Annotated in this window: 25 protein-coding genes; 6 read left to right on the top strand and 19 right to left on the bottom strand. The window is 43.7% G+C overall.

The features are described from left to right. The first annotated feature begins 152 nt into the window (after nucleotides 1-152). Entirely contained in the window at nucleotides 153-875 is a 723-nt protein-coding gene (locus tag EKM80_RS12285; protein ID WP_125553623.1) for a DUF2971 domain-containing protein, read from the top strand. Between the two features lie 260 nt (nucleotides 876-1135). On the opposite strand, the gene EKM80_RS12280 is transcribed toward EKM80_RS12285, so the two are convergent. Continuing rightward, nucleotides 1136-2029 carry a hypothetical protein gene (locus EKM80_RS12280; RefSeq protein ID WP_125553621.1) on the bottom strand — a complete coding sequence of 298 codons (894 nt, stop codon included), beginning with the start codon at nucleotides 2027-2029 and terminating at the stop codon, nucleotides 1136-1138. Nucleotides 2030-2247: 218 nt separating this feature from the next. On the opposite strand from EKM80_RS12280, the gene EKM80_RS12275 reads away from it, so the two are divergent. Continuing rightward, nucleotides 2248-3117: a DegV family protein gene (locus EKM80_RS12275; RefSeq protein WP_125553619.1), complete on the top strand. Its 870-nt coding sequence runs from the start codon at nucleotides 2248-2250 to the stop codon at nucleotides 3115-3117. A 170-nt stretch (nucleotides 3118-3287) separates the two neighbouring features. On the opposite strand, the gene EKM80_RS12270 is transcribed toward EKM80_RS12275, so the two are convergent. Continuing rightward, nucleotides 3288-4019, bottom strand: coding sequence for a matrixin family metalloprotease (locus EKM80_RS12270; RefSeq protein ID WP_225418879.1), 732 nt, complete (start codon nucleotides 4017-4019; stop codon nucleotides 3288-3290). A 192-nt stretch (nucleotides 4020-4211) separates the two neighbouring features. Here EKM80_RS12270 and EKM80_RS12265 point away from each other — a divergent pair, with 192 nt between their 5' ends. Further along, complete coding sequence (locus EKM80_RS12265) at nucleotides 4212-5207, top strand: DNA/RNA non-specific endonuclease (protein ID WP_125553617.1); 996 nt, start codon at nucleotides 4212-4214, stop codon at nucleotides 5205-5207. 123 nt (nucleotides 5208-5330) lie between these two features. Next, complete coding sequence (locus EKM80_RS12260; RefSeq protein WP_125553615.1) at nucleotides 5331-6662, top strand: replication-associated recombination protein A; 1332 nt, start codon at nucleotides 5331-5333, stop codon at nucleotides 6660-6662. 54 nt (nucleotides 6663-6716) lie between these two features. Here EKM80_RS12260 and EKM80_RS12255 read toward each other — a convergent pair whose 3' ends face one another. The 7 genes from EKM80_RS12255 to EKM80_RS12225 form a co-directional block, all read right to left on the bottom strand. Further along, nucleotides 6717-7220, bottom strand: a complete 504-nt coding sequence (locus EKM80_RS12255) for a VanZ family protein (protein WP_125553613.1) — start codon at nucleotides 7218-7220, stop codon at nucleotides 6717-6719. A 207-nt stretch (nucleotides 7221-7427) separates the two neighbouring features. Beyond that, nucleotides 7428-7850 (bottom strand): hypothetical protein, encoded by a 423-nt coding sequence (locus EKM80_RS12250; RefSeq protein ID WP_125553611.1) that lies wholly within the window; start codon nucleotides 7848-7850, stop codon nucleotides 7428-7430. Nucleotides 7851-7959: 109 nt separating this feature from the next. Next, nucleotides 7960-8277, bottom strand: a complete 318-nt coding sequence (locus EKM80_RS12245) for a carboxymuconolactone decarboxylase family protein (RefSeq protein WP_125553609.1) — start codon at nucleotides 8275-8277, stop codon at nucleotides 7960-7962. Then, on the bottom strand, nucleotides 8277-8699 hold the full coding sequence (locus EKM80_RS12240) for a cupin domain-containing protein (protein ID WP_125553607.1): 423 nt from the start codon (nucleotides 8697-8699) through the stop codon (nucleotides 8277-8279). The genes EKM80_RS12245 and EKM80_RS12240 overlap by 1 nt, the downstream gene beginning before the upstream one ends. A 19-nt stretch (nucleotides 8700-8718) precedes the next feature. Further along, nucleotides 8719-9459 (bottom strand): SDR family oxidoreductase, encoded by a 741-nt coding sequence (locus EKM80_RS12235; protein ID WP_125553605.1) that lies wholly within the window; start codon nucleotides 9457-9459, stop codon nucleotides 8719-8721. Between the two features lie 2 nt (nucleotides 9460-9461). Next, the gene (locus EKM80_RS12230) at nucleotides 9462-9974 is read right to left on the bottom strand and encodes a flavodoxin (protein WP_225418881.1); all 513 of its coding nucleotides are present in this window, start codon (nucleotides 9972-9974) and stop codon (nucleotides 9462-9464) included. A 155-nt stretch (nucleotides 9975-10129) separates the two neighbouring features. Then, the gene (locus EKM80_RS12225) at nucleotides 10130-10588 is read right to left on the bottom strand and encodes a MerR family transcriptional regulator (protein ID WP_125553600.1); all 459 of its coding nucleotides are present in this window, start codon (nucleotides 10586-10588) and stop codon (nucleotides 10130-10132) included. Between the two features lie 99 nt (nucleotides 10589-10687). Here EKM80_RS12225 and EKM80_RS12220 point away from each other — a divergent pair, with 99 nt between their 5' ends. Beyond that, entirely contained in the window at nucleotides 10688-11716 is a 1029-nt protein-coding gene (locus tag EKM80_RS12220) for an NAD-dependent epimerase/dehydratase family protein (RefSeq protein ID WP_125553598.1), read from the top strand. On the opposite strand, the gene EKM80_RS12215 is transcribed toward EKM80_RS12220, so the two are convergent. The 4 genes from EKM80_RS12215 to EKM80_RS12200 form a co-directional block, all read right to left on the bottom strand. Beyond that, entirely contained in the window at nucleotides 11713-12591 is an 879-nt protein-coding gene (locus EKM80_RS12215; RefSeq protein ID WP_125553596.1) for a LysR family transcriptional regulator, read from the bottom strand. The genes EKM80_RS12220 and EKM80_RS12215 overlap by 4 nt on opposite strands. 32 nt (nucleotides 12592-12623) lie before the next feature. Next, nucleotides 12624-13484, bottom strand: coding sequence for a GRP family sugar transporter (locus tag EKM80_RS12210; protein ID WP_125553594.1), 861 nt, complete (start codon nucleotides 13482-13484; stop codon nucleotides 12624-12626). A gap of 187 nt (nucleotides 13485-13671) precedes the next feature. Continuing rightward, nucleotides 13672-14094: a nucleoside 2-deoxyribosyltransferase gene (locus tag EKM80_RS12205; protein WP_125553592.1), complete on the bottom strand. Its 423-nt coding sequence runs from the start codon at nucleotides 14092-14094 to the stop codon at nucleotides 13672-13674. Between the two features lie 11 nt (nucleotides 14095-14105). Beyond that, complete coding sequence (locus tag EKM80_RS12200; protein ID WP_125553590.1) at nucleotides 14106-14624, bottom strand: GNAT family N-acetyltransferase; 519 nt, start codon at nucleotides 14622-14624, stop codon at nucleotides 14106-14108. A gap of 185 nt (nucleotides 14625-14809) precedes the next feature. On the opposite strand from EKM80_RS12200, the gene EKM80_RS14925 reads away from it, so the two are divergent. After that, nucleotides 14810-15022, top strand: a complete 213-nt coding sequence (locus tag EKM80_RS14925; protein ID WP_164509558.1) for a hypothetical protein — start codon at nucleotides 14810-14812, stop codon at nucleotides 15020-15022. A 53-nt stretch (nucleotides 15023-15075) separates the two neighbouring features. Here EKM80_RS14925 and EKM80_RS12195 read toward each other — a convergent pair whose 3' ends face one another. The 6 genes from EKM80_RS12195 to EKM80_RS12165 all read right to left on the bottom strand — a co-directional run bounded on the left by EKM80_RS12195 (nucleotide 15076) and on the right by EKM80_RS12165 (nucleotide 21473). Then, complete coding sequence (locus tag EKM80_RS12195; protein ID WP_125553588.1) at nucleotides 15076-15591, bottom strand: O-acetyl-ADP-ribose deacetylase; 516 nt, start codon at nucleotides 15589-15591, stop codon at nucleotides 15076-15078. A 164-nt stretch (nucleotides 15592-15755) separates the two neighbouring features. Beyond that, nucleotides 15756-16598: an aldo/keto reductase gene (locus tag EKM80_RS12190; RefSeq protein WP_125553586.1), complete on the bottom strand. Its 843-nt coding sequence runs from the start codon at nucleotides 16596-16598 to the stop codon at nucleotides 15756-15758. Nucleotides 16599-16675: 77 nt separating this feature from the next. Then, nucleotides 16676-17623 carry a DMT family transporter gene (locus tag EKM80_RS12185; RefSeq protein WP_125553584.1) on the bottom strand — a complete coding sequence of 316 codons (948 nt, stop codon included), beginning with the start codon at nucleotides 17621-17623 and terminating at the stop codon, nucleotides 16676-16678. An 85-nt stretch (nucleotides 17624-17708) separates the two neighbouring features. Beyond that, nucleotides 17709-19046, bottom strand: coding sequence for an MATE family efflux transporter (locus tag EKM80_RS12180; RefSeq protein ID WP_125553625.1), 1338 nt, complete (start codon nucleotides 19044-19046; stop codon nucleotides 17709-17711). A 958-nt stretch (nucleotides 19047-20004) separates the two neighbouring features. Next, on the bottom strand, nucleotides 20005-20352 hold the full coding sequence (locus EKM80_RS12170; RefSeq protein ID WP_125553582.1) for a hypothetical protein: 348 nt from the start codon (nucleotides 20350-20352) through the stop codon (nucleotides 20005-20007). A gap of 131 nt (nucleotides 20353-20483) precedes the next feature. After that, nucleotides 20484-21473, bottom strand: a complete 990-nt coding sequence (locus tag EKM80_RS12165; RefSeq protein ID WP_125553580.1) for an IS30 family transposase — start codon at nucleotides 21471-21473, stop codon at nucleotides 20484-20486. Nucleotides 21474-21760 lie beyond the last annotated feature (287 nt).

The raw sequence follows: 21760 nt of genomic DNA, 5'->3' as shown, positions 1-21760 counted from the left end.
TGGCCCTTTTGGTCTAGTTTTATTTATGTTGCACTTCTATTTTAAATCCGGCTAATAAAAATAAAGACCAACTCCTTTATAATTATACTAGTTGGTCGGGATTTAAGGCTATATGTGAGAGTAAATCATTTCAGATTGGACATGCTCGTTTCATGAATGACCGCCATGAATTTATTTACACTAGAGATTTAGCAATGTCTGCACTAAATAAAATTGGTGCAACACAAAAAGAGGTTAATGACTTCTCAGATAGTTGGAAAACTCTTCCTTTACAGGATAACTATATTTGGTCCTTCTCTTTTAATCCCGAGTCTGAGACATTATGGAATGTTTATAATGGTGTAAATAAGGGTGTCTCAATGGCCTATAGTGGAGCTTCTATTATGCATGCCCTCAATAACCATTTAAATCCGGGTATAAAGTCTACAGATCAGATTGACTTTGGTAATGCTTTTATCGCTGGATTAAAAGTTGATTATTCGGAAGAATTTCAAAAAAGCACTATAAAATCAATAATAATTGAATGGCTTTATGCCTATAGAGCTATTGAACACAACTCCAAAGAAGCAGAAGAAATACTTATGATTTCTGCGCAAGCCCTCTTTTTTTATGCATTAATTTTTAAAAATAAATATCTTAGCACTGAACAGGAAGTACGTTTTCTCGTTATAAAAAAGAATCTTGATAACAAAATTCACGCTGATGGTAAACGTGATAATAAACCCTATATTCTTTGTCCGATAGAACCCAGCAACATGTTAAAAAGTGTGACCATTCAAACAAACAGTACACATTCTAAAAACGAAGTTCAAAATATTCTTGACACATCCGGATTTCATTGTGTAAAAATTTATAACTCCCTAATGCCATACTAAAAAAAGACCTACCTCAATTTGAAGTGCAACACAAAAGTTAGACAAAAGTAAATATTTCTACGCTTAGCTACAATCGCCAAATAATCCACTACATGGATTATTCGTCAATCTGCCATGTTTCTTGCGGCAAGGTTTTTGCCACAAGAATGGACATCGCCCGTAGCATCCAGGATATATTAGCGAACTTTGCTAATATATCTACAATTACGGAGTAGTATGCTAATGCTCAGGAGCTAACCGTCTTAGGTCACACTCTTTAGTTAGTTTGTCGTGTTGCTCAAGTCATTGAACCAGCTCTGCACCTGATTTTGGACTTGGTTCCAAATGTCAGTTGCGCTGTTGCTATTGTCAGTGGGCGCTGTATCAGTTGCGCTACTGGCGGCGTCAGTGCTACTGTCACTACTTGAATCAACTTCACTCGACGAAGAATTAGTCGTTATTTTATCCTTGATTCCAGCAATGGCGCTACTAATTTTATTAGAACTGGAAGATGTTGCAGCAGCTGAGTCTGTACTGCTGGCTGCGCGCTCACTGCTAGCGCTGCTTTCGCTACTTGCCTGACTAGCACTACTAGCACTAGCGGCTTCATTTTGCGCAGTTATTTTAGCCTTGATTTGCTTATACGCTGTCGAATTGACCCGGACGAAGGTGACCGTTGCGTGATTATCTAGTCTAGAGATACCACCGCTAACGCTGGTGAACGTAAGCTGATCATTGTCGGCGCTCAATGAATAATTGACCGTTTCCGTTTCCAAATTAGCTTGGTTATTGCCATCATCGTTAAACGCGCCAGTTGCGCTATTACTTAAGTCGCCATTACGCGTATACGTGTATTTATCATTTTTAATGGTCAATGTATTTAGATCGGCAATATCGGTTTCATTAGTATACGTAGTCCCGTTTGTATTACTGATTTCGACCCAGGAGCCCGTTAATTCTGACCGTGAGCTACGCCAAAAGAAAATCGCACCCAGTATAATTAGCAGCACTACCACTAAAAACCAAAATTTGCGGTGATGGCGCCTTTTTTTATTCTTATTCTTTTTAGTCTTATTCTGCTCAAACTCGTCCTCGTTGACTTCCGCCGGCTGTTGCCTGTTTTTGCGCCGGCGCAACGTTTCACGGCTCATACTAGAATTATTATCATTTGCCATGTTCGACCAACTCCAATGGTTTAGATTACTTGCTAATTAAATTATAGCAAACAGATGTGAAGACACGACTAATACTAGGTAAAGTTTTATTTAAAATAACACTTTACTATTGTCGCAGCTGTTTTATAAATTGATTATACGTTTAAAATCAGTTAATAATTGCCTTTATGTCAAATGAGCGTAAAATAAGATTGAAACTGTAAACGGAGGCGTGCGCTATGTATCAGCTATTAACCGATTCTGCTGTTGATCTACCTTACCAGACTCTGGCCGAGCACCACGTCGACTTCGTGTCGATGCATGTGGATATCAACGGTGAGGAATCTATTGACGACTTAGAGCACCATTTTGATTTGGCCCATTTTTACCAACAAATTGCGGCCGGCGTGATGCCGACAACGGCTCAAATCAATATTGGTCAGTTTGTCGAATTTTTTAAACCTTATGTGGTGGCAAAAACGCCAATTTTATATATCGGCTTTTCTTCCGGCTTAAGCGGCACCTTTAACAGCGCTGTTCAAGCGCGGCAAATGTTGCTAGAAGACTATCCAGCGGCACAAATTTATTTAGTCGACTCATTGGCAGCTAGTAGTGGTGGCGGGTTAATGTTACTGAATGCTATCGACAAAAAGGCAGCTGGCGCCAGTATCACTGAATTAGTCGATTGGTTAACCGAAAATCGGTTGTATTATCAACATTGGTTCACGGTTGACGATTTGAATTACTTATACCACGGCGGTCGTGTGTCACGCACTTCCGCAACTGTGGGCTCCCTTTTGCACATCAAGCCGGTGATGGATGTCGATCCTGCCGGCCACTTACGCGTCGTCAAAAAAGTACGTTCGCGTCAAAAGTCACTGATCACCTTGGCTGCCAATACAGTGGCTACCCTAGCTGATCCGATTGCACCGCGTATTTTAATTTCCTCCAGTGATGCTGCAGGAGCAGCCGCTGTGGTAGAACAACATATTTTAGAACAAGTCCCTAAGGCGCAAATCACGCTGACTAACATCGGCCCAACTATCGCTAGCCATACTGGGCTTGGCTGTGTGGCCGTCTTTTCGGTTGGCAACGTGCGGCGTGTATAATTGATCATCAGATAATTGCCATAATTAGTATCGCCTAGAAACGCTAAATTAGTGTTTCTAGGCGATTTTTGTTGCGTCAAAATTTAAGCCGTTATCGGGAAAATGAGCACCGGCAGCCTTGCTTGCTGAAAAATACGCACCGTAGCAAAAAAGCCGCAAACGTCTGCGACTTATTTAACGTAAATACTGTTCAAACCAGCGATATCAGCGGCCGTCAAAACTGTTTTGCCTTGCTCGACAGGATACATCACTGAATTAGGGTCGGTACTATGATCCAGCCCCAGTGCATGGCCTAACTCGTGGATCGCCACTGAGCGATTGAGGGCGGCTGAATAGGTAGCGTTCAAGCCCGCCCGCGCATGATTGGCGGTATAGGCACCCCAGCCAACTCGCTGAATAATATTAGGCCCGCCGTGACCTAGCTCGACTGTCCCCTGTTCCGCAGCAGACATGCTTTTATGGTAAACGAAAAAAGTAATCTGATTTTGTTCTGCTGTCCCGCTACCAGCTACTAATTTGACGATACCAGTTTGGTTGTACACAGCCACTGCAGCGGTAAATGCTTGTTGCGCTTTAGCTGGCATATCCGCTGCAAAATGATAATAGTACGTGGTTGCCAGCGTTTTACCTTGAACGTTTGATTCGATTGGTGTTGCTTCTGTGGTCGTTGAACTAGCTGCCGGCCTAGAACTAGTGCTAGTCACAGAACTAGCCACCGAGCTTGTTGCCGAGCTAGCCATACTACTATTGTTACCGGCGTTCAACTCAGTGGCCAAACTACTACGCCACTGGGAAACCGCGGTTATTACTTTATTGGGAACTGCCTGAAACCGATCATCATGATAGACAAACAAGCCGCCAAGCAAAAGCACTGCCCAGACTAATCCTGTTTTTAAGCGCACATTAATTCCTCCCACCCGTTTTTGGGTAAACTCATGCTACCATATTTAACGTCTGAATGTTATTTTTACAACCAAGTTAACCTTTTTTTAAATAACAGCCTACGCATTTTTTTGCCTACAGCTTTTTTGAATTAAACATGCTAAACTTAATTTATAAAATGCCGTTATGGGAACGGCCACAGGAGGATCATGATGCACAAAAAAAGGAATTTATTGGCGCGGGCAGCCGTTACTTTACTAGCGTTAACATTTGTTGGCCTAGGGACTAGCCAAACCACCGTTGACCAGCACACCACCACGGTCCAGGCGGCAAAGATCACTAAGAAACAAGCTGGCACGAAAACTGTTTTAAAGCAACAAAACGCGCAACTGCTTGAACTAAGCTACAACGGCACGCAAACAGTTGAGGTCAATAATGATGAGCCGACCTTCACCAAAGCCAACCTTAGCACTAAAAAAGGGGCGTGGCAGAAATACGCCAATCTAGACGCACTTAATCGACCTGTCGTGGCCAATGCGTTGTTAAGTAAAAGCCTTATGCCAACCGAAAAACGTGAACCACTCACCGTTGATCCAACCGGCTGGCGTAACAAGCGGATCAAAAGTGGTTATTTATATAATCGTTCCCATTTAATTGGCTTTCAGTTAACTGGTCAAAATAACAATCCTAAGAATCTGATCACCGGTACGCGCTCACTCAATAGTCCGGAAATGTTACGCTACGAGGACGATATCGCCTACTACATCAAAAATAATCCAACTGACTATGTCCGTTATCAAGTCACGCCTGTCTTTAAAGATAATGAATTAGTTGCGCGTGGTGTTCATATGCAAGCTGAATCGATCAACAGTGACAGTTTGAAATTTAATGTTTATATTTTTAATATTGAAACTGGCGTCACCATTAATTACACCGATGGCACTAGTCAAGTCAGTGACGCTGCCGCCACCCAAAGTAGCGCCGCAACGACGACTAGTTCAACGACCACGGCAGCGGTAACTGATTCAACTAGCACCCCAACCGGCCAAATTGCTACTGACAGCCAAGGCAAAATTGTTGGCAACGTGAATAGTAAAATTTACCACACGCCGGACCAGGCTGGTTACAATATGAACTCAGCTAACGCGATTTACTTCGATACTGAAGCACAAGCGCAAGCTGCTGGTTACCGTAAGTCTTTGCGGTGAGGAGCAACTGATATAGTTTACCAGCGCTATTATCATTTAGCGCGACTGGCGACTGGTTATTGATATTTAGCGCCTATAATTTGTGGTAGACTAAAGCCAAAAGTATAAGTGGAAGTGACCTAAATGGAACAAGAATCTTTATTTGCTAATGCCAATCCGCAAAACAGCCCCTTGGCCAATCGCGTGCGGCCACAAACATTGGCTGATTTTGCTGGGCAGCAGCACTTACTGGGCCCTGGCAAAATTTTGCGCGAACTGATCGACGCGGATCAATTATCGTCAATGATTTTTTGGGGCCCACCTGGTGTCGGCAAAACAACCTTGGCGCAGATTATCGCCAAACAAACTAAATCTCATTTTGTTACTTTTAGCGCGGTGACCAGTGGCATCAAGGATATCCGCAAAATCATGGAAGAAGCCGAAATGAATCGCGAAATTGGTGAACGGACAATCGTTTTTGTTGATGAAATTCATCGCTTTAATAAGGCCCAACAAGACGCCTTCTTACCTTTTGTCGAACGCGGTAGTATTATTTTGATTGGCGCCACTACGGAAAATCCGTCCTTCGAAATCAATTCTGCCTTGTTGTCCCGTTGTAAAGTTTTCGTACTCAAAGAATTACAAGTGGCAGATATCGTCACTTTATTACAAAATGCGTTACGCAACCCCAACGCTTTTCCTGATCTAACCGTTAATATTGATCATGCGGCCTTGCAGTTACTGGCAAAATTTGCCAACGGTGATGCGCGGGTGGCCTTGAACACATTGGAAATGGCCGTGCTCAATGCCCAGCACCATAACCAACAAGTCACGCTTGATCCCGCCGCCTTAAGCCAGCTGATCAACACCAAATCACTACGTTACGACAAGCACGGTGAGGAACACTACAATATTATTTCCGCGTTACACAAATCAATGCGCAATAGTGACGTTAACGCGGCAATTTATTGGTTGACCCGCATGCTAACTGGCGGCGAAGATCCCTTGTACATCGCGCGCCGCTTAGTTCGTTTTGCCAGCGAGGATATCGGCTTAGCGGATACGCGTGCTTTGTCGTTAACGATCGACGTTTTTCAAGCTTGTCAATTTCTTGGTATGCCTGAATGCAACGTTCATCTGACGGAAGCGGTGATCTATTTATCGTTGGCACCAAAGTCAAATGCAGTGTACGCCGCCACTGAAGCGGTTAAAGCTGATGTTAAACAAACAGGCAATGAGCCGGTGCCGCTCCAAATTCGTAACGCACCAACTGGCTTAATGAAAGATTTAGGCTATGGTGCTGATTACCAATACGCCCACGATAGCAAAGAAAAACTAACGACGATGAAAACCATGCCGGCAGCACTGGCCGGTCACGAATACTACACGCCGACTGAACAAGGTAACGAAAAGCGCTTTAAACAGCGCCTTGATTTTCTCCAACAATGGCATCACGAACACGATCAAGAAAAATAAAACGAGGATGTCGCAGCTGAATTATCACGCGACTATCTTCGTTTTAATTTGTGATCAGATCAGTCGCACTTTGACTAGAACCAGCACCGTCGCACAGAGTACGGTGCCCACCACGGCTATTCGGTTGATAATTTTTTGTGTGTTATGACTATGCTGTAACCAAATTTCGATCAGGTGATAGACTAGTAAGCCGATCAGACCCCCTACTGTATTGGTGATCACATCGGTAATATCACTAGCGCCGATCCCCAAAATAAATTGGGTCACTTCGCAAAAAACACTAGTTGCCACAATCAGGCGAATACGCCGCCGTTTATATAAAATTGCGGTGTACACCCCTAATGGGATAAACGCCACCACATTTAATAGTGGCTCCCACCAATCAATATGCCCATTGACCAATGCTGAGGCCGCAAACGGAATTAAATTGATACTACGCTGGCTGCCAAGTTGAATCATGGACAAATTAAGCTTCAGCAAAATAATCCAAAAAAGTGCCAACAGGTAAACCGCGAATAACCCTTTTAACAATGCTTTATTTTTAATTTTAGTTAACATAAAATTCACTCCCATAGCGCACAAGTAAAATTAGCCCTGAACCGTTGATCAGTTAAGTGTTACGCACGTTGGCAATAACACAATGATCGAAACGCGTACTATGAGTATGCCAGAGTGACCCTAAATTTACCTTAAGTTAAGTGGCGAATTCGTTAATTTTTTTTAAACAAAAATGACAGCCCCGGCGGACTGCCATTTTACCATCAGTTAAAATTTAAGTTGCTTGATCCCATTACCTAGTCCTAAATCGACTTCCGCACTGGTCATTTGAATCTCGTATAAAGCCAACTTAGCACCAATCAACTCTAAAACATGGTCAAAGCCAGGAACTTGCGCTAAAAATTGTGCCTGCATTTGTGCTAACGTTCGCTGCGATTTTTGACCTGTAGCGTGGTTACTAGCAACGTGCGCATTGCCGGTTTCTGGAACGGTTGAAAAAGCAATGCGTTTGCTGGCTAGAAATTCTTGTACCCCCTGCGAATCACGAACTGAGGCAAAATAGAGTATGCCTGGTGTCGTTTCATCCCAGACGAAATTAACGATCCGTAAATTAGGGACATCCTGTAAACTAGTTGCGTACGCTACTTTATTGGCGCCACCTAGTACTTGCGCTAAATCAGATAAGGCCATTTAAAAATACCTCCAAAAATTATTTATGGCTTAATCATACCAAATTAAGGGCTAAATAACTTTGAATTGGTTGTATTTTTTAGGTAGTGATGACGTTAAAGTAACTATTTTATTCGCCGTAAATTGCTTTGGCGAATCCAAATGCGGACCACGCCTTTGGCCAACCTGCGTAAAAGGCTAAATGTGTGATCAATTCTACCATTTCGTCCTTGGTGACCCCATTTTGCTTAGCAATTTTCATGTGGGCTTCCAACTGCGGTACCCCTTGCGTTAACAAGCTGGATACGGTGATCAAACTCCGATCATGCGCCGACATTTTTGACTCACGGGACCAAACTTCACCAAAAAGAACATCATCATTTAATTCGGCAAATTTAGGCGCAAAATCACCTAAATTATCGCGGCCAGCAGTTTGTTTTTTTGCCATTATTTTTCCTCCTCTGCTACAGCAGCATATTGAGCGTCAGTGACTGGTTCCAACCATTCTGGCGTACCAGCTGTGATCGCAATATGACTGAACCAGCTATCTTTAGTCGCACCATGCCAATGTTTAACCCCATCATGAGTCACAACCACATCACCAGGAAGCAAGTGCTGCGCTGGCTTACCGGCTTCTTGATACCAGCCTTCACCACCAGTAACCAATAGAATTTGATAACCGTCATGGTGAATGTGCCAATTATTGCGACAGCCAGGTTCAAAGGTAACGTTACCGACACCAACATTAACGGCTGGATCAGCGACTAGCCCTTGCAAATAGCTTTGACCAACAAAATATTGGGCATAAGCATCATTTTTAGCACCACGGGGAAAAACGCCACCGTTGTTTAATTCTTCATTTTTAGCCATTATTTAAGACTCCCTTTAATTATTCTTGTTTAGTTGGATAAATAGTAAATTCATTAACGTTAACTTCTGCCGGTTGATCGACGGCAAAATTAACCACGCGCGCGACTGCATCTGGAGTAATCCCGACTTGCGCATAGAATTGTTCCATCCCTGCTTTAGCCGACTTATCCGTGATCGTATGCAATAATTCCGTGTTGATCGCTGCCGGATATAAACTGACTGTCCGAATATTAGTTCCTTCTTCGGCACTTTCCATGCGGATAACTTCCATTAAATTACGGACAGCAAATTTAGTTGCCCCGTAAACACCGGCACCAGAAAAGCTCTTAATACCAGCAACTGAAGAAGTGGTGATGATTTGGCCATGCTTTTGTTTAGTGAAATCAGGCATGACTGCAGCAACGCCATTAAGTACCCCTTTTAAATTAATATCGATCATGTCATTCCATTCTTGCGTATGCAAGGCACTGATCGGTGAAGTTGGCATGATTCCTGCGTTGTTGAAAATCACATCGAGCCCACCGAAACGCGTTTTGGCTAAATCAACTAAGGCTTGCACGTCAGTGGCCTTGGTTACATCAGTTACACGATAAGCAGCCACACCGCCAGCTGCTTCAATATCGTGCACAATGGCTTGCAGCCGATTTTCTCGCCGTGCACCAAGGACAACTTTGGCGCCATTACTAGCCAATAATTTAGCACTTGCTTCACCGATACCGGACGAAGCACCTGTAATAACAATAACTTTATCTTTAATCATCTTTAACGCTCCATTTCTATTGCTTGTAACCAATTTTTAATTGCCTGATCAGCTTTATAGGCTGTCGAACCGCGTACAGCTAAGCCAGAACCGACTGTAGCTTGCGGCGCCAACTCCTGCAACGCACTCAAACTACGACCGAAACCACTGCCTTCATGCGTGCAAAAGGGATAAATCTGCTTACCCGCTAATTCAGTGGTCGCTAGGAAAGTGGCAACGACTTGTGGCAACGTTCCCCACCAAATTGGAAAACCCAGAAATAGTGGTTCTCGTGCCATAAGCGCAACTGATAGCGGTTGTGCCGCCACCTTGGTTTCTTGTGTTAATTCTGCCTTAGTTCGTTGCAAGGTAGCCTGATAGTCACTGCTATAAGGTAGCGCTGGCTGCAAAGCCACTGCGGAACAAGCTAGCTGGGCCGCTATTTTCTGTGCCACCAATTCTGTATTCCCAACATTGATATATTGGGCCGTGCCATGTTGCTTATTTTGCCCTGCACGTGAAAAGTACACTACCACTGTCAATTGCCTCACCTCCGACTTAACTTACAAGAGTAAGCATAAACGCCAAACAAGCATACGTCTAATGCTTATTTTTAAACGCAATATGCTTTTTAAGCATAAAAAAAGAACTAGCAAAACTAGTTCTCATTTAAAAGTTGCCATTAAAATACTTATTCAGAGTGACCACTTTGAACAGATAAATATGGATTAGGCAAATGATTTGCTACCTTTTCAGCACCGGCAAAAGCCTGTTCCATGGCAAGGATTTTCTGCGCTTCAGGCGTCGTATATATATTCAATTTATAATCGATTTCCGCCAGACTTTCAGCAATCTTTGCCTGTTGCGCAACGACGGCACGCCGATGATTTTCTAACAATTCACGTCGCTGCACAACTGAAGCTGGTCCCAACATCACATAATCAATATATTGACGAATGTCTTTTATTTTCATGCCCGTTTCTTTTAGGCAACAAATCGTATGCAATAAATTTAAATCACCATCAGTAAACGCCCGATAACCTGAACTATTTCGGGCGACAAACGGCAATAGCCCTTGTTTATCGTAAAAACGTAACGTGTAAATTGATAATTTAGTTTTGGCCGCAACTTCTTTGATCGTATATGTCATTAAAAATTTCCTCTTTTGCTTGCCCTAGAGTTATCTCTAGGGTTTAGTCTAATTAGCATAACCTCATTCAAATAAAATGACAATCAAAGGAGCTTAACAATGTTAAAAAAAGTATTAGTCACAGGTGGTAACGGATTTTTAGCACTACACTTAATCAAACAATTACTCAATAACGATTACCAAGTGCGAACAACAGTCCGTTCACTGGCGAAAAAAGAACAAGTATTAGCCACGCTCAAAAAGAATCAAACGCCACATTTAGACCAGCTAACCTTTGTAGAAGCTACACTAACGACAGCTACTGGCTGGACAGAAGCAATGGCCGATATCAACTATGTGCTCAGTGTCGCCGCACCCGTATTTGTTGGTCCATCTAAAGTAGCTGCCAGTACTGACCAAGTTGCAACAGCAGGCATCCGGCGTATCATCCAAACCGCCGAAAAAGCTGGTGTTAAGCGTATTGTCATGACCGCTAATTTAGGTGCAGTTGGTTTTAGCAATAAGGATCCCTACCATATCACTACCGAAGCTGATTGGACTAACGCCAACGAACCCGGATTATCACGGTACGAAAAGTCGAAACTACTAGCAGAAAAAAGCGCTTGGCAGTACCTTGAACAAACACATAGCCCACTTGAATTTGTAACCATTAATGCCGGCGCTATGCTGGGACCCGCTTTAGATGAGCATCTTTCAGGTAGTTTTGGGTTACTCAAAAATTTGCTGAATCCAACGACACGCGTCCCCAATATTGCGTTAAATATAGTTGATGTTCGCACCGTTGCCCAGCTTCATCTTCGCGCAATGACAAGCCCAGTTGCTGCCAATCAACGCTTTCTAGCAGTTAACGATCAGCCAATTTCGATGCCAGAAATTGTTGCTTTGATCAAGGCTACACGGCCAGAATTAGCACCCCAATTACCAATGAGATCACTACCAAATTGGCTCATCCGCTTAGCTGCCATTTTTAATCAGCAAGCAAAAGAAGGGCGCTTACTACTAGCCCTCAATCATCAAGTCAGTAATCAAAAAGCAAAACGCTTATTAAATTGGCAACCAAATGATAACAAAACAACAATTCTAAGCGCACTCGACACCATGCAACAAAATGGCCAGCGCCAGTCTTAATCAGCAAAAGCGCGCCGAAAATAACGGATAAATTCATGCACCACTGGCGACATTTCTCGTTGGCGCCGCCAAGCCAGGACGCAATTTGTCTGCACAGCCGGCGCAAAAGGAATAAATTTAGTACCCGCCCCATAAGTTGGCGCGCCTTCGATGCTGACAGCGGCGCCGACTTGACGCGCAACTAGCGAAATAATATTGAAGCTCAAATTGAAATTACCGATAATATTCAATTTATTCAATGGCTGACCAGCCCAGTCAGCGACTAATTGCTGAACGTCAGTCCGTCCTGAAACCATTAGCGGCGTGCCAATCAAATCGGTTGGCCGAATCACATCACTTTCGGCAAGAAATGATTCCTTTGACACTAATAAACCCCAGCGCTCCGTGCGCGGCAACACTAATTTATGGTATTTTTCAGTACTGATCGGCTCTAATAAAACAGCTAAATCGAGCAGGCCTTTGTCCATTCGCTCAACAATATCATCACTCGTTTCAGTGTAGATATTAAAGGTCACCGCCGGATAATCGGCAATAAATTCCTCTAGCATCAACGACATCGTGTCTGAATTATCGGCCTCAACACAGCCAATGGTAATGTGACCGCTAAATAGTTGCTTTTTACGATCAACAAATTCTTGTTGCGTTTGCTCAGTTAATTCCAAAATTTCTTCAGCGCGACTTTTCAGAAATAAACCGGCTGCCGTTAACTGTAGCCGGTTTTTTTGCCGCGTAAATAATTCGGTATCGAGCTGAGTTTCCAATTCTTTTAATTGGCGGCTCAACGTCGGTTGGGTAATGTGTAAAACCGCTGCTGCCTGTGAAACCGTGCCTTCTTCGGCAATAGTGACAAAATATTTTAATAAACGAATTTCCATGCTGGCCTCCGATCAAATATGGTGTTGCGCGCTTAAAACACCGTTGTTGTGATGGCCCCAATAACGATCAAGACCAACCCTAACAAGGTAAAAAAGAGCTCGCGCCCACTTTTATGTTCGTGTAAAAATACCATTCCGCCAATCGTGGACAGGACAACGGATAATTGTGAAATAACAAAAGCAGTATTGACCCCATTATCGCGTACCGACAGGATATACGTAATCGCGGCTACAGAAAAGATCAACCCCGCCAGCACACTTTGCCAACTGGCCTTTTGGCGTAACACCTGTGGTTGGTGGGTGATGGCAATGTATACTAACACCGCAACAACCATCCCCAATGATTCCGGCAGAAAAATAGCCAAGCCCGAAGCTGCCATCGCTTTAGGAATGGTGTTGTACACTAAAAAGCCCACGGTTGTTAAAACCAGCATGACCATCGTCCGCGTTCGCTGTGGATTAGCTTCCTGCTGGACCCCGCTATCGTGAACCGACGTAAAAATACTGCCCACGATCAACAATAATATACCTAATGCGCCAAACAATTTAGCGCTGGTACTGGCCCACTCGCCAAACACCAAAACGCCGATCAAAGAGGTCCCAACTAACTGCAACCCAGTTGATAATGGCATCGTTTGGGAAACACCGATTTCACGAAAGCCCGTGTATTGGCCTAGCTGACCCATGACCCAGAAAAAGCCGGTAACCACAGCTAAAAGAAAACTCTGCCACGAAAGCGTTGGCCGCAGTAGCAGAAAAACAATAATACTAACCAATAAAGTGCCAATAGCCGTGCCAAAAATCTGATTAATTGGTTGCCCTTTTACTTTTGCCACAAATAACGGCAGTACACCCCAAGCAATTGCAGGTAAAAACATTAATAAAAGATCCATTATTTTCATCACCATCCAAAAAAATACGTACACCCAGTAGTTTAACCGTTTTCACGACTAAGGTCTAATCTGTGTCCGCAAATCTGTGAATGAATGACCATGAAAATAAAAAGGGTTACTTCCTTGCCGCCTTGTTTAGCGCTAATTAATGGCGGCACGAACGATTCAGCAATCGCGTGTAACGGTTCTAGGGCGCCAGTAAAGCTAATTCTCGTTGTAAAATCAATGTGGCCTCCGTTAACGTTGTGTACGTAAAAATCCGGTTAAAATAAGCCGTACCGGCAATCATAGCTGACAACCTGCCGTGCTTGCTTTGCTGCAAAATGATCACCGGCTTACCTAATTTTTCTGCATAAGCGAGTTCATAGCCTACACCCAAACTAGGTTGCGTCGTTTCCGCAACAACCACATCACAAGCCGTTAACCAGCTGATATCACGCTGCCGAATAGCCTGATCACTGAGTTGCGTTTGTCCTGTAGCTGTGAGTTGCAGATCGCCAATGTGTTCCGTCAAGACTTGATGCTGCTGTTGCAAGTGAAGAATTAATTGCTGATATAACTGACGCTCTTGGCGGCCGCCACGAATTGAGGCCGCAAAATAGATTTTCATAGGCTACCTCACTACAAGACTAATTCATATAGCAAAAAATCGGTCACGCCAGTGTCAGCGTAAAACAATTTTAACGTCACAACATGGGTGAACCCACTGGCCGCGTAAAGTTTTTGCGCCGGTATATTGGTCGCCACCGCATCTAAATGCAGGGCCGCTTTGTGCTGCTGCCGCGCTTGCTTAATGGCGAAACGAACCATCGTTTGCGCGATTTTTTGGCCTTGAACCGCTGCCGCCACGCCTAACGTATGGATCAACAAAATATTACTGCCGTCATCCGCAACTTGCCACGGTGCCTGCGCGTAACCTTCGTTAGCCACACCGTTTAATACCATTGCGCTAATGATCTGCTGCTCACACCAATTGATGAATAGCTCACCGCGGGCAATCGCTTCCTGCACATATGTAGAATCTGGGTAAACGCCCTTATGCCAGTCAGAAGGGAATTCAGTTGTAGCTAAATCGGTGATCAATTGATCATAAAATAACATAACAGCAGCTAAATCGCTGGGCTGAGCTAACTTGATCATGACAAGACTTCTTTCATACAATATTAATCTCTAGTTTAGCGTCTACACCTAAATTGTCAATCGCTAACTTGAAGCCCCACCTTACTACACGCGCGGCTAGCGTCAGCATGCAGCATGCGTTATTTTTGCTTATGCACTTCATTTGGCTTAACTTATAATTAAGCCTAACAAAGAGGAGCAATCTCATGGTCAAACAATTAACCTTAACGCTACATTCCGGCGAGCAGCTCACCTTGCAGCAAGTTGCTAACGTCAAAGTGGTCACCGATGACGCCGTGATCAATACTAGCGGCCGCAACTTTTTTAACATTGGTGCCGCTGACCATTACGTGATCACCTCCAGTTGTGGTCACACCAAACTTCACCGTGTTGACATTGCCAGTGTGGTGATCGACTAACGCAAAAAGCTGCGCAACGCTTGAAATTAAAGCGTTGACGCAGCTTTTTCTATTTAACCAACAACATCCCGATATGCCTGCTGATAAGCCGCCAACGTTCGTTGATCAAAACAGACCAGCGTCACTATTTGCACGCCCTTATTTTGTAACAAAAAATCACGGATCGTGGTTAAGGCGATCGTAGCGGCTTGTGCCAATGGGTAACGGTAAACGCCCGTACTGATCGATGGAAACGCAACCGTGCGGCAGTGATGTGCCGCTGCTAAAGCTAAGCTATTGGCGTACGAATTATGCAGTAATTGGGCTTCACTTTGACTACCATCACGCCAAATTGGCCCCGGCGTGTGTATCACGTATTTAGCCGGCAATTGGTACCCGGCAGTAATTTTCGCCTCGCCCGTCGCACAACCATGCAATTGCTGGCAGGCAACTAGTAGCTCTGGCCCAGCTGCTTGATGAATTGCCCCATCAACACCGCCGCCACCAAGTAACGTGGTATTTGCCGCGTTAACAATGGCATCAACGGCCATTGTTGTGATATCACCTTGCTGAATTTTGATTATTCCCATAATCGAACATTCCTCTCAAGTCATACTATCCAGATTCTGATTCAATCAGCTTGTTACTTTAAGTTTAACACAAGCACCCGCTACGCTTGGCGTGCTAGACCAAAAAGTATTGACAAAAAAATCGCAACGCTGACCCTTATGGCCAGCATTACGATCTCGCGTACCTATTTATTTAATTGGTTCAAAGCCGCAAAATCAACATCGGCCAATTCAATTTCTTGGGCCGCAATATTTTGCTTAACGTGTTCTGGGTTACTCGTCCCTGGAATCGGTAAGATCACATCAGAACGTTTCAATAACCACGCCAACGCAATTTGAGCTGGTTCTGCATCATATTTAGCTGCAATTTCAGACAAAGTATCGCCACTAGTCAGCTTGCCAGTTGCCAGTGGGAACCACGGAATAAAGGCAATATGCTGCTGTTCAGCATAATTTAGCACAGCCTCATCAGCTCGATCAACTAAATTATAACGATTCTGCACTGAAACGATTGGCGCTACCTTTTGCGCAGCTTTTAACTGTTCAACAGATACTTGGCTTAAACCAATGTGCTTGATCTTACCTTCCTTTTGCATCGCCGCTAGCTCACCAACTTGTTCTTCAATGGTGAAATTAGGATCGATTCGATGTAGTTGCAAAAGATCAAGATGATCAAGCCCTAAACTAAATAAATTCAGTTCCACCTGTTGACGCAAATAAGCGGGATTCCCAACTGCAGTCCATTGATTCGGCCCCTGCCGCGTAAACCCAACCTTAGTTGCCACCATCACCTGACTATTTGGTCGTTGCTGTAAAGCATCCTTTAAGTACAGATTAGCATAAAAGGGACCATATGAATCAGCGGTATCAATGAAATTAACGCCGTTATCGATAGCTGTCGTGATCACATTTGCTGCTTGTTTGGCATCAGTTGCAGGACCCCAGACGCCTTTACCTGGTAATTGCATTGTCCCGTAACCTAACCGATTAACTGTTAATTCTGAATCAAATTTAAATTCTTTTTGCATAAAATATCGCGCCCTTTCAGTCTACTGTCCAAGCCCCATTATAGCCTAATTGTTGCTTTAAGACGTCAGGTTTGCTTTTAAAATAAGCGAATCAAGGCCACACCTGCAATCATAACCACTAGACCTAATAATTGCGCTAATGATAACGGATTACGTTTAGATTCTAACCAACCAAACTGATCAATTAGTAAGCTACCACTCATCAAGCCGACCAAGACGATCACCACCGCTAAGCCAGTCCCAATTTGCGGGACTAAAAAGGCATTACCAAGCACGTATAAACCGCCGATCATGCCGCCGATCCACATCCACCACGGATTTTTTTGCTGGCCATCCTTTAATAACTGCCACTTAGGCCGCAACACTAACACAATCAGCAATAAACCAATAGTGCCGACAAAAAATGATACCAAGGCTGCCGCAACAGCCGAATCCAACACTTGACCTAAATGCCCATTGATCGCCGTTTGCGCAGCACTTAGCATCCCAGCAACAACACCAAACAAGCGCCAGAACCAGAGTTGGCCATTTTTTTCAGTGTGGTCAACCACCAGATGCTGCTGATGCTGCCGATGTAACCAGCCATCTAATGCAACTACGCCAAGAACGCCGAGGAGAACCAATAAGGCGCCTAAAACACGACTAACTGACAAATGACTGACTGGTGATGAGAACCAACCAAAATTATCGATCAATAATCCAGCCAGAATTTGACCTAAAACTGGCATGATCACGGTTTGAACACTACCTAGCTTGGGAAATAATAAAATGTTCCCCGTTAAATAAACGATCCCCAACAACCCACCTAACCAGATCCACGCTGGTTGTTGCGTCAACAACGCGGTGCTAAACAATAAACTATGGCGAATGAGCAACGTCATCACCGCCAAAAAAACAGTCCCAACAGCAAATGAAATCAGCGAAGCCAAAAATGGTGATCCAACCGAGTGCCGCAAGCGTGAATTAATACTGGTTTGTAGCGGTAACCCGATACCAATAGTCAAACCAATTAAAATAGCGAGCATAAAAAACGCCTCCTCGTTGTTTTATGCTTAGTTTAGGCTTTTATCCCATTTTCAGCTATTGTTTTCACTCGCGCTCCATAACAAATTAAGCTTTTTGGGCTCGGGTTGGTTTGATCACCAAATAACGATACAAGCCAAAACCAATCAAAAAAGTGATAATATCGGCAACTGGCTGGGCAATGATCACACCGGTAAAACCAAATAACTTAGCCAAGACCACAATGGCAATGGCAAAAATAATCCCTTGCCGCGTGATTGCCATAATCAATGCCCCACTAGCTTTGCCGATCGACTGAAATAAAGTGGTGAAAACTAAAATTGCCCCAATAAATGGCGCAGTGACTAATAACAGGCGCAACATTTTGGTTCCCATGGCAACGATCACAGGTTTATTCATGAATAGCGCCACTAATTGCGGTGCTAAGGCCATTAAAATCAATGCGCAGATCAACGCGTAGACAACTTCGATCAACAAATCAAACCGAATAATCGCGCGAAAACGCTCGTAATTAGCCGCGCCGTAATTATAACCAATCAGCGGTTGCGCACCAAAAGCAAAGCCGACCATCACTAACATCACGACCATATAGATCTTCATGACGATTCCCATCGCCGCAATCGCAGTGGCCCCATAAACAGCCAAATAATTATTTAACAGCATTACGCCAAAACTTTGCATGAAATTCGTTAATGACGCGGGAATACCAATATTAAGGATCATCCGCACATTGGCCCAAGAAACGCGCCATAATTTAGGTGACAAGGATAAAATCTGGCAATCCTTGACCATAAAATAGACTAACAACGATGTATTTAGCGCATAGCCAAGCACGTTCGCTAACCCAACGCCAGCCGTCCCCCAATCAAAAACAAATAAAAAAATCGGATCCAAAATAATCGCTAATAACGTTCCGGCTAAGGTAGCAATCATCGATTTAGCCGCTAACCCTTCAGTCCGAATAATATTACCAGGTACCAACGAAACAATAATAAACGTCGACCCTAACGCCATCATACGATAAAATCCGGCAGCGTACTGATAGGTCGCTGGTGTCGCACCTAATAAACCAAGAATTGGCCGCTCAAAAACTAGCATCAATACGGTCAGCACTAAACTAAAGCCAATGGCAGCATAAAAACAAAAACTGCTGAGGTGGGCACTAGCTTGATGTTTCTTTTGCCCCAGCATTCGGGAAATTGCCGCACTTCCACCTAAGCCAAAAATATCACCCACCGCTAGCATAAACGAAAACAGCGGTGTGCCCAACGCAATTCCAGCAACTAGATCAGCGTTCCCCGTTTTAGCGACAAAAAAAGTATCCGCTAGATTATAGATCATACTGGCCACCATCCCTAAAACCACCGGCAAAGCCAGCTGCATGTATACTTTAGGAATCGGTGCCCGCTTAAATAACTCGTCCATTTTCAACAAAATTGCTCCCCTCAAAAAAACAGCCCCAGACAACGCTAACGCTTAGGCTGATGACCTAAAGTACGCTTGCTTTGCACTGGGGACTATTACCATTAATTTAGTCTAGCACTTCACTTTAATCATGTCTATATCGCCTAAACCGAACGCCGAAGAATTCGGTCACCACTGACTTCATTCGATTCACCTTTACCGCAGGACTGCTATCGCCTCGATCAATAAAAATAAGTAACTACCGATAATCACAAAGAGACTCAAAAATAAACTGACCAATAAATAACGCAACTTGCCTTTAATCATCCGGCCACTTCCTTATCTACTTTATTTCAGTGTAGCAAGAATTGCTCATGAATGATAACAAAACGCGTGTTATTTATTGGCGGCAATTAGGCAACGACTAAAATCACCATGATCGATTGACCAAGCGGCGAATTAGGTCAATCGCTAGAAGAACGGCTAGCTCAAAGCAACGAATGCCAAGTACTTGGTCATTTCGAGTCAAAGATAAACGCAGGGCAAGCGAACCTGCATGTCTGACCCTAACCGAACGTGGCAGTCGCTGATCCTTAAGCTGCCTGATTATCCCGCGCCTGCAAGGCTACAGCAGACGATTGCCGACTATGGCTATTTTAAATAGCCTCACCTTCACCAAGGGTAGTGCGTTCAACTTAGCCAAGTTGTTGACGTCTATTTTGCCCACCCATACACGCCAAGGTACCTGCCGCGCTACGCTGATTCAAGCACAAAAATTGCAAAAACTCAGCCGTATCAGTTTTACGGTACCAAAATTCACCTAGACAGCAAGCGTCTCCTGTCTAGTCAGCGACCGGCCTAAAAAAGCATATCGCATTGATGCTGGCAAGCGTGGTAACCCTAAATCTGTCATTACGCGCCGCCCTTGTTGGGTGTGAAAATGGGAGCAAAAAGCACTGGCGCTCGTTCCATTTAGCAGTTATCCGCTGTTTTGACCACTCTGCCATTCTTTGCCAATCAACGCCACCGTGTCCGTGAACGCCTTACCCGACTGCTGCTGCGGCTGCTTCGGGTCGTAAAATCTACCGTGCGCGACATGCTGAAAATCGTTCCAGTGGGCAATTGTTCTGATCGATAACGGTTTATCCGGTTCAACGAATAATAAGCCAGCATGCTGCAGCTCAGCCGCTTTAAATAACAATTTGACCCAAAACGCTAGCAAAGTTTTACAGCGCCCTACTTTGGCCAATTCGTGTAGCCGTATAAATTCTGATTGTTGAAAGATATTGATTAATATAGTTAAACGATTTTCTAACTGAGTTAGCATTCAAACACTCCCTAGATATTTAAACTAGTTTAGTAATAACGACCTGGTTTTTTTTGGTTCTATATACTAGTAACGTTTGAGCGACCCGAAAACTGCCAAAATTTTAGCAACTTTTTTTGGTCCTTGAATTGTCAAATTAAGTGCAACTCTTGATTATGATAGATCTCATATGGTGTTTTCCAATTTAAACATTTCCTTGGTCTTTTATTCAGACGGTCAACGAATTCTGAAATGACGATATCTGAAACTGGATCCATATCTTGATTTCTAGGCAGGTACTCGCGGATTAAGCCATTTGTATTTTCATTTGACCCACGTTGCCAAGGGGCATGGGGATTTGGAAAGTAAAACTCAACGCCAAATTTCTCTGTCAATTGATGATGTTTAGCGAATTCCTTGCCACGGTCTGGCGTAATCGTACCCAAGTATTCTGGTGGTAGATCTTTTAACAGCTTTTGGATTGTGTCGGTCACACTAGCTGAATTTTTCTTGGTTGATTTATGCATTAGTAAGTATCTTGAACAACGATCAACCATCGTGACCACACAAGATCTACCGGTTTTACCGGCCACAGTATCGAGCTCCCAATGTCCAATTATGGACCGTTTATTGGCAGATTCAGGGCGTTCCTGGAGCGTGTGTGATATTGGAATCTTCCCACGACGTTCCTCATAACCTCTTTTATGGCGCGATTTCCCATGATGTCTAAGCTTCCTGATCACTCCTCTAGCACCTCGTGATGAAAGCTTCTGATCAAATAGGCCTGAGTAGATACCACGATAAATCGTAGTATAACTAATTTGAAATGATGATGCCTCTAATTTTAAGCGTGCGGAAATTTCTTCTGGTGACCATTGTAAATCCAAGAATAAATGTTGGATCAATTGAAGCAATTGATGATTAGAAAGCAAGGACCGCCGACCACAATGAGATCTTTGAGTTTTGTAGCGTTTTTGAGCAACAGAAGGTGAATAGACCAGTTGATTTCGTGATAATTCACGGCTGACTGTCGATGTTGCTCGACCAATTGCCTGGGCAATTGAAGTCAGTGAAGCCTGATTATTGTGCATCAAGAATATTGTTTCGCGGTCACTCATGGTAAGATGTTTGTATGGACTCATGATTATGCGCTCCCTTCAATGGTTGTCTTCGCAAACACCATTTTACAGGGATTCATATCATGAGTCTCTTTTGTTGCACTTAAAGTATAAATTCAAGTCAAAATAAAAAAACCGCCGTTAAGTCAATAACGATGCGGTTTACATGACTAATTTTCATTTAACTTTTTTGATCTAACCAGCCGGCCAGCGAGTATCTCGAAGCGACCTATATACCCAAAATGGGTATACTTTCTGCCAATTTGGGTGTGCGCGTGTACCCATTTTGGGTATACTTTCTGCCAATTTGG

This window comes from Loigolactobacillus jiayinensis, assembly GCF_003946445.1.
GTDB classification, from domain to species: Bacteria; Bacillota; Bacilli; order Lactobacillales; family Lactobacillaceae; genus Loigolactobacillus; species Loigolactobacillus jiayinensis.
The sequence above is the reverse complement of the archived record's forward strand: the minus strand, read 5'-3'. Positions and strand labels throughout refer to the sequence as shown.

Excerpts from the sequence above, each read along its gene's own strand:
- EKM80_RS12285 (WP_125553623.1), top strand. The coding sequence starts at position 153 with ATGAATGACCGCCATGAATTTATTTACACTAGAGATTTAGCAATGTCT.
- EKM80_RS12280 (WP_125553621.1), bottom strand. The coding sequence starts at position 2,029 with ATGGCAAATGATAATAATTCTAGTATGAGCCGTGAAACGTTGCGCCGG.
- EKM80_RS12275 (WP_125553619.1), top strand. The coding sequence starts at position 2,248 with ATGTATCAGCTATTAACCGATTCTGCTGTTGATCTACCTTACCAGACT.
- EKM80_RS12265 (WP_125553617.1), top strand. The coding sequence starts at position 4,212 with ATGCACAAAAAAAGGAATTTATTGGCGCGGGCAGCCGTTACTTTACTA.
- EKM80_RS12260 (WP_125553615.1), top strand. The coding sequence starts at position 5,331 with ATGGAACAAGAATCTTTATTTGCTAATGCCAATCCGCAAAACAGCCCC.
- EKM80_RS12255 (WP_125553613.1), bottom strand. The coding sequence starts at position 7,220 with ATGTTAACTAAAATTAAAAATAAAGCATTGTTAAAAGGGTTATTCGCG.
- EKM80_RS12250 (WP_125553611.1), bottom strand. The coding sequence starts at position 7,850 with ATGGCCTTATCTGATTTAGCGCAAGTACTAGGTGGCGCCAATAAAGTA.
- EKM80_RS12245 (WP_125553609.1), bottom strand. The coding sequence starts at position 8,277 with ATGGCAAAAAAACAAACTGCTGGCCGCGATAATTTAGGTGATTTTGCG.
- EKM80_RS12240 (WP_125553607.1), bottom strand. The coding sequence starts at position 8,699 with ATGGCTAAAAATGAAGAATTAAACAACGGTGGCGTTTTTCCCCGTGGT.
- EKM80_RS12235 (WP_125553605.1), bottom strand. The coding sequence starts at position 9,459 with ATGATTAAAGATAAAGTTATTGTTATTACAGGTGCTTCGTCCGGTATC.
- EKM80_RS12225 (WP_125553600.1), bottom strand. The coding sequence starts at position 10,588 with ATGACATATACGATCAAAGAAGTTGCGGCCAAAACTAAATTATCAATT.
- EKM80_RS12220 (WP_125553598.1), top strand. The coding sequence starts at position 10,688 with ATGTTAAAAAAAGTATTAGTCACAGGTGGTAACGGATTTTTAGCACTA.
- EKM80_RS12215 (WP_125553596.1), bottom strand. The coding sequence starts at position 12,591 with ATGGAAATTCGTTTATTAAAATATTTTGTCACTATTGCCGAAGAAGGC.
- EKM80_RS12210 (WP_125553594.1), bottom strand. The coding sequence starts at position 13,484 with ATGGATCTTTTATTAATGTTTTTACCTGCAATTGCTTGGGGTGTACTG.
- EKM80_RS12205 (WP_125553592.1), bottom strand. The coding sequence starts at position 14,094 with ATGAAAATCTATTTTGCGGCCTCAATTCGTGGCGGCCGCCAAGAGCGT.
- EKM80_RS12200 (WP_125553590.1), bottom strand. The coding sequence starts at position 14,624 with ATGATCAAGTTAGCTCAGCCCAGCGATTTAGCTGCTGTTATGTTATTT.
- EKM80_RS14925 (WP_164509558.1), top strand. The coding sequence starts at position 14,810 with ATGGTCAAACAATTAACCTTAACGCTACATTCCGGCGAGCAGCTCACC.
- EKM80_RS12195 (WP_125553588.1), bottom strand. The coding sequence starts at position 15,591 with ATGGGAATAATCAAAATTCAGCAAGGTGATATCACAACAATGGCCGTT.
- EKM80_RS12190 (WP_125553586.1), bottom strand. The coding sequence starts at position 16,598 with ATGCAAAAAGAATTTAAATTTGATTCAGAATTAACAGTTAATCGGTTA.
- EKM80_RS12185 (WP_125553584.1), bottom strand. The coding sequence starts at position 17,623 with ATGCTCGCTATTTTAATTGGTTTGACTATTGGTATCGGGTTACCGCTA.
- EKM80_RS12180 (WP_125553625.1), bottom strand. The coding sequence starts at position 19,046 with ATGGACGAGTTATTTAAGCGGGCACCGATTCCTAAAGTATACATGCAG.
- EKM80_RS12170 (WP_125553582.1), bottom strand. The coding sequence starts at position 20,352 with ATGCTAACTCAGTTAGAAAATCGTTTAACTATATTAATCAATATCTTT.
- EKM80_RS12165 (WP_125553580.1), bottom strand. The coding sequence starts at position 21,473 with ATGAGTCCATACAAACATCTTACCATGAGTGACCGCGAAACAATATTC.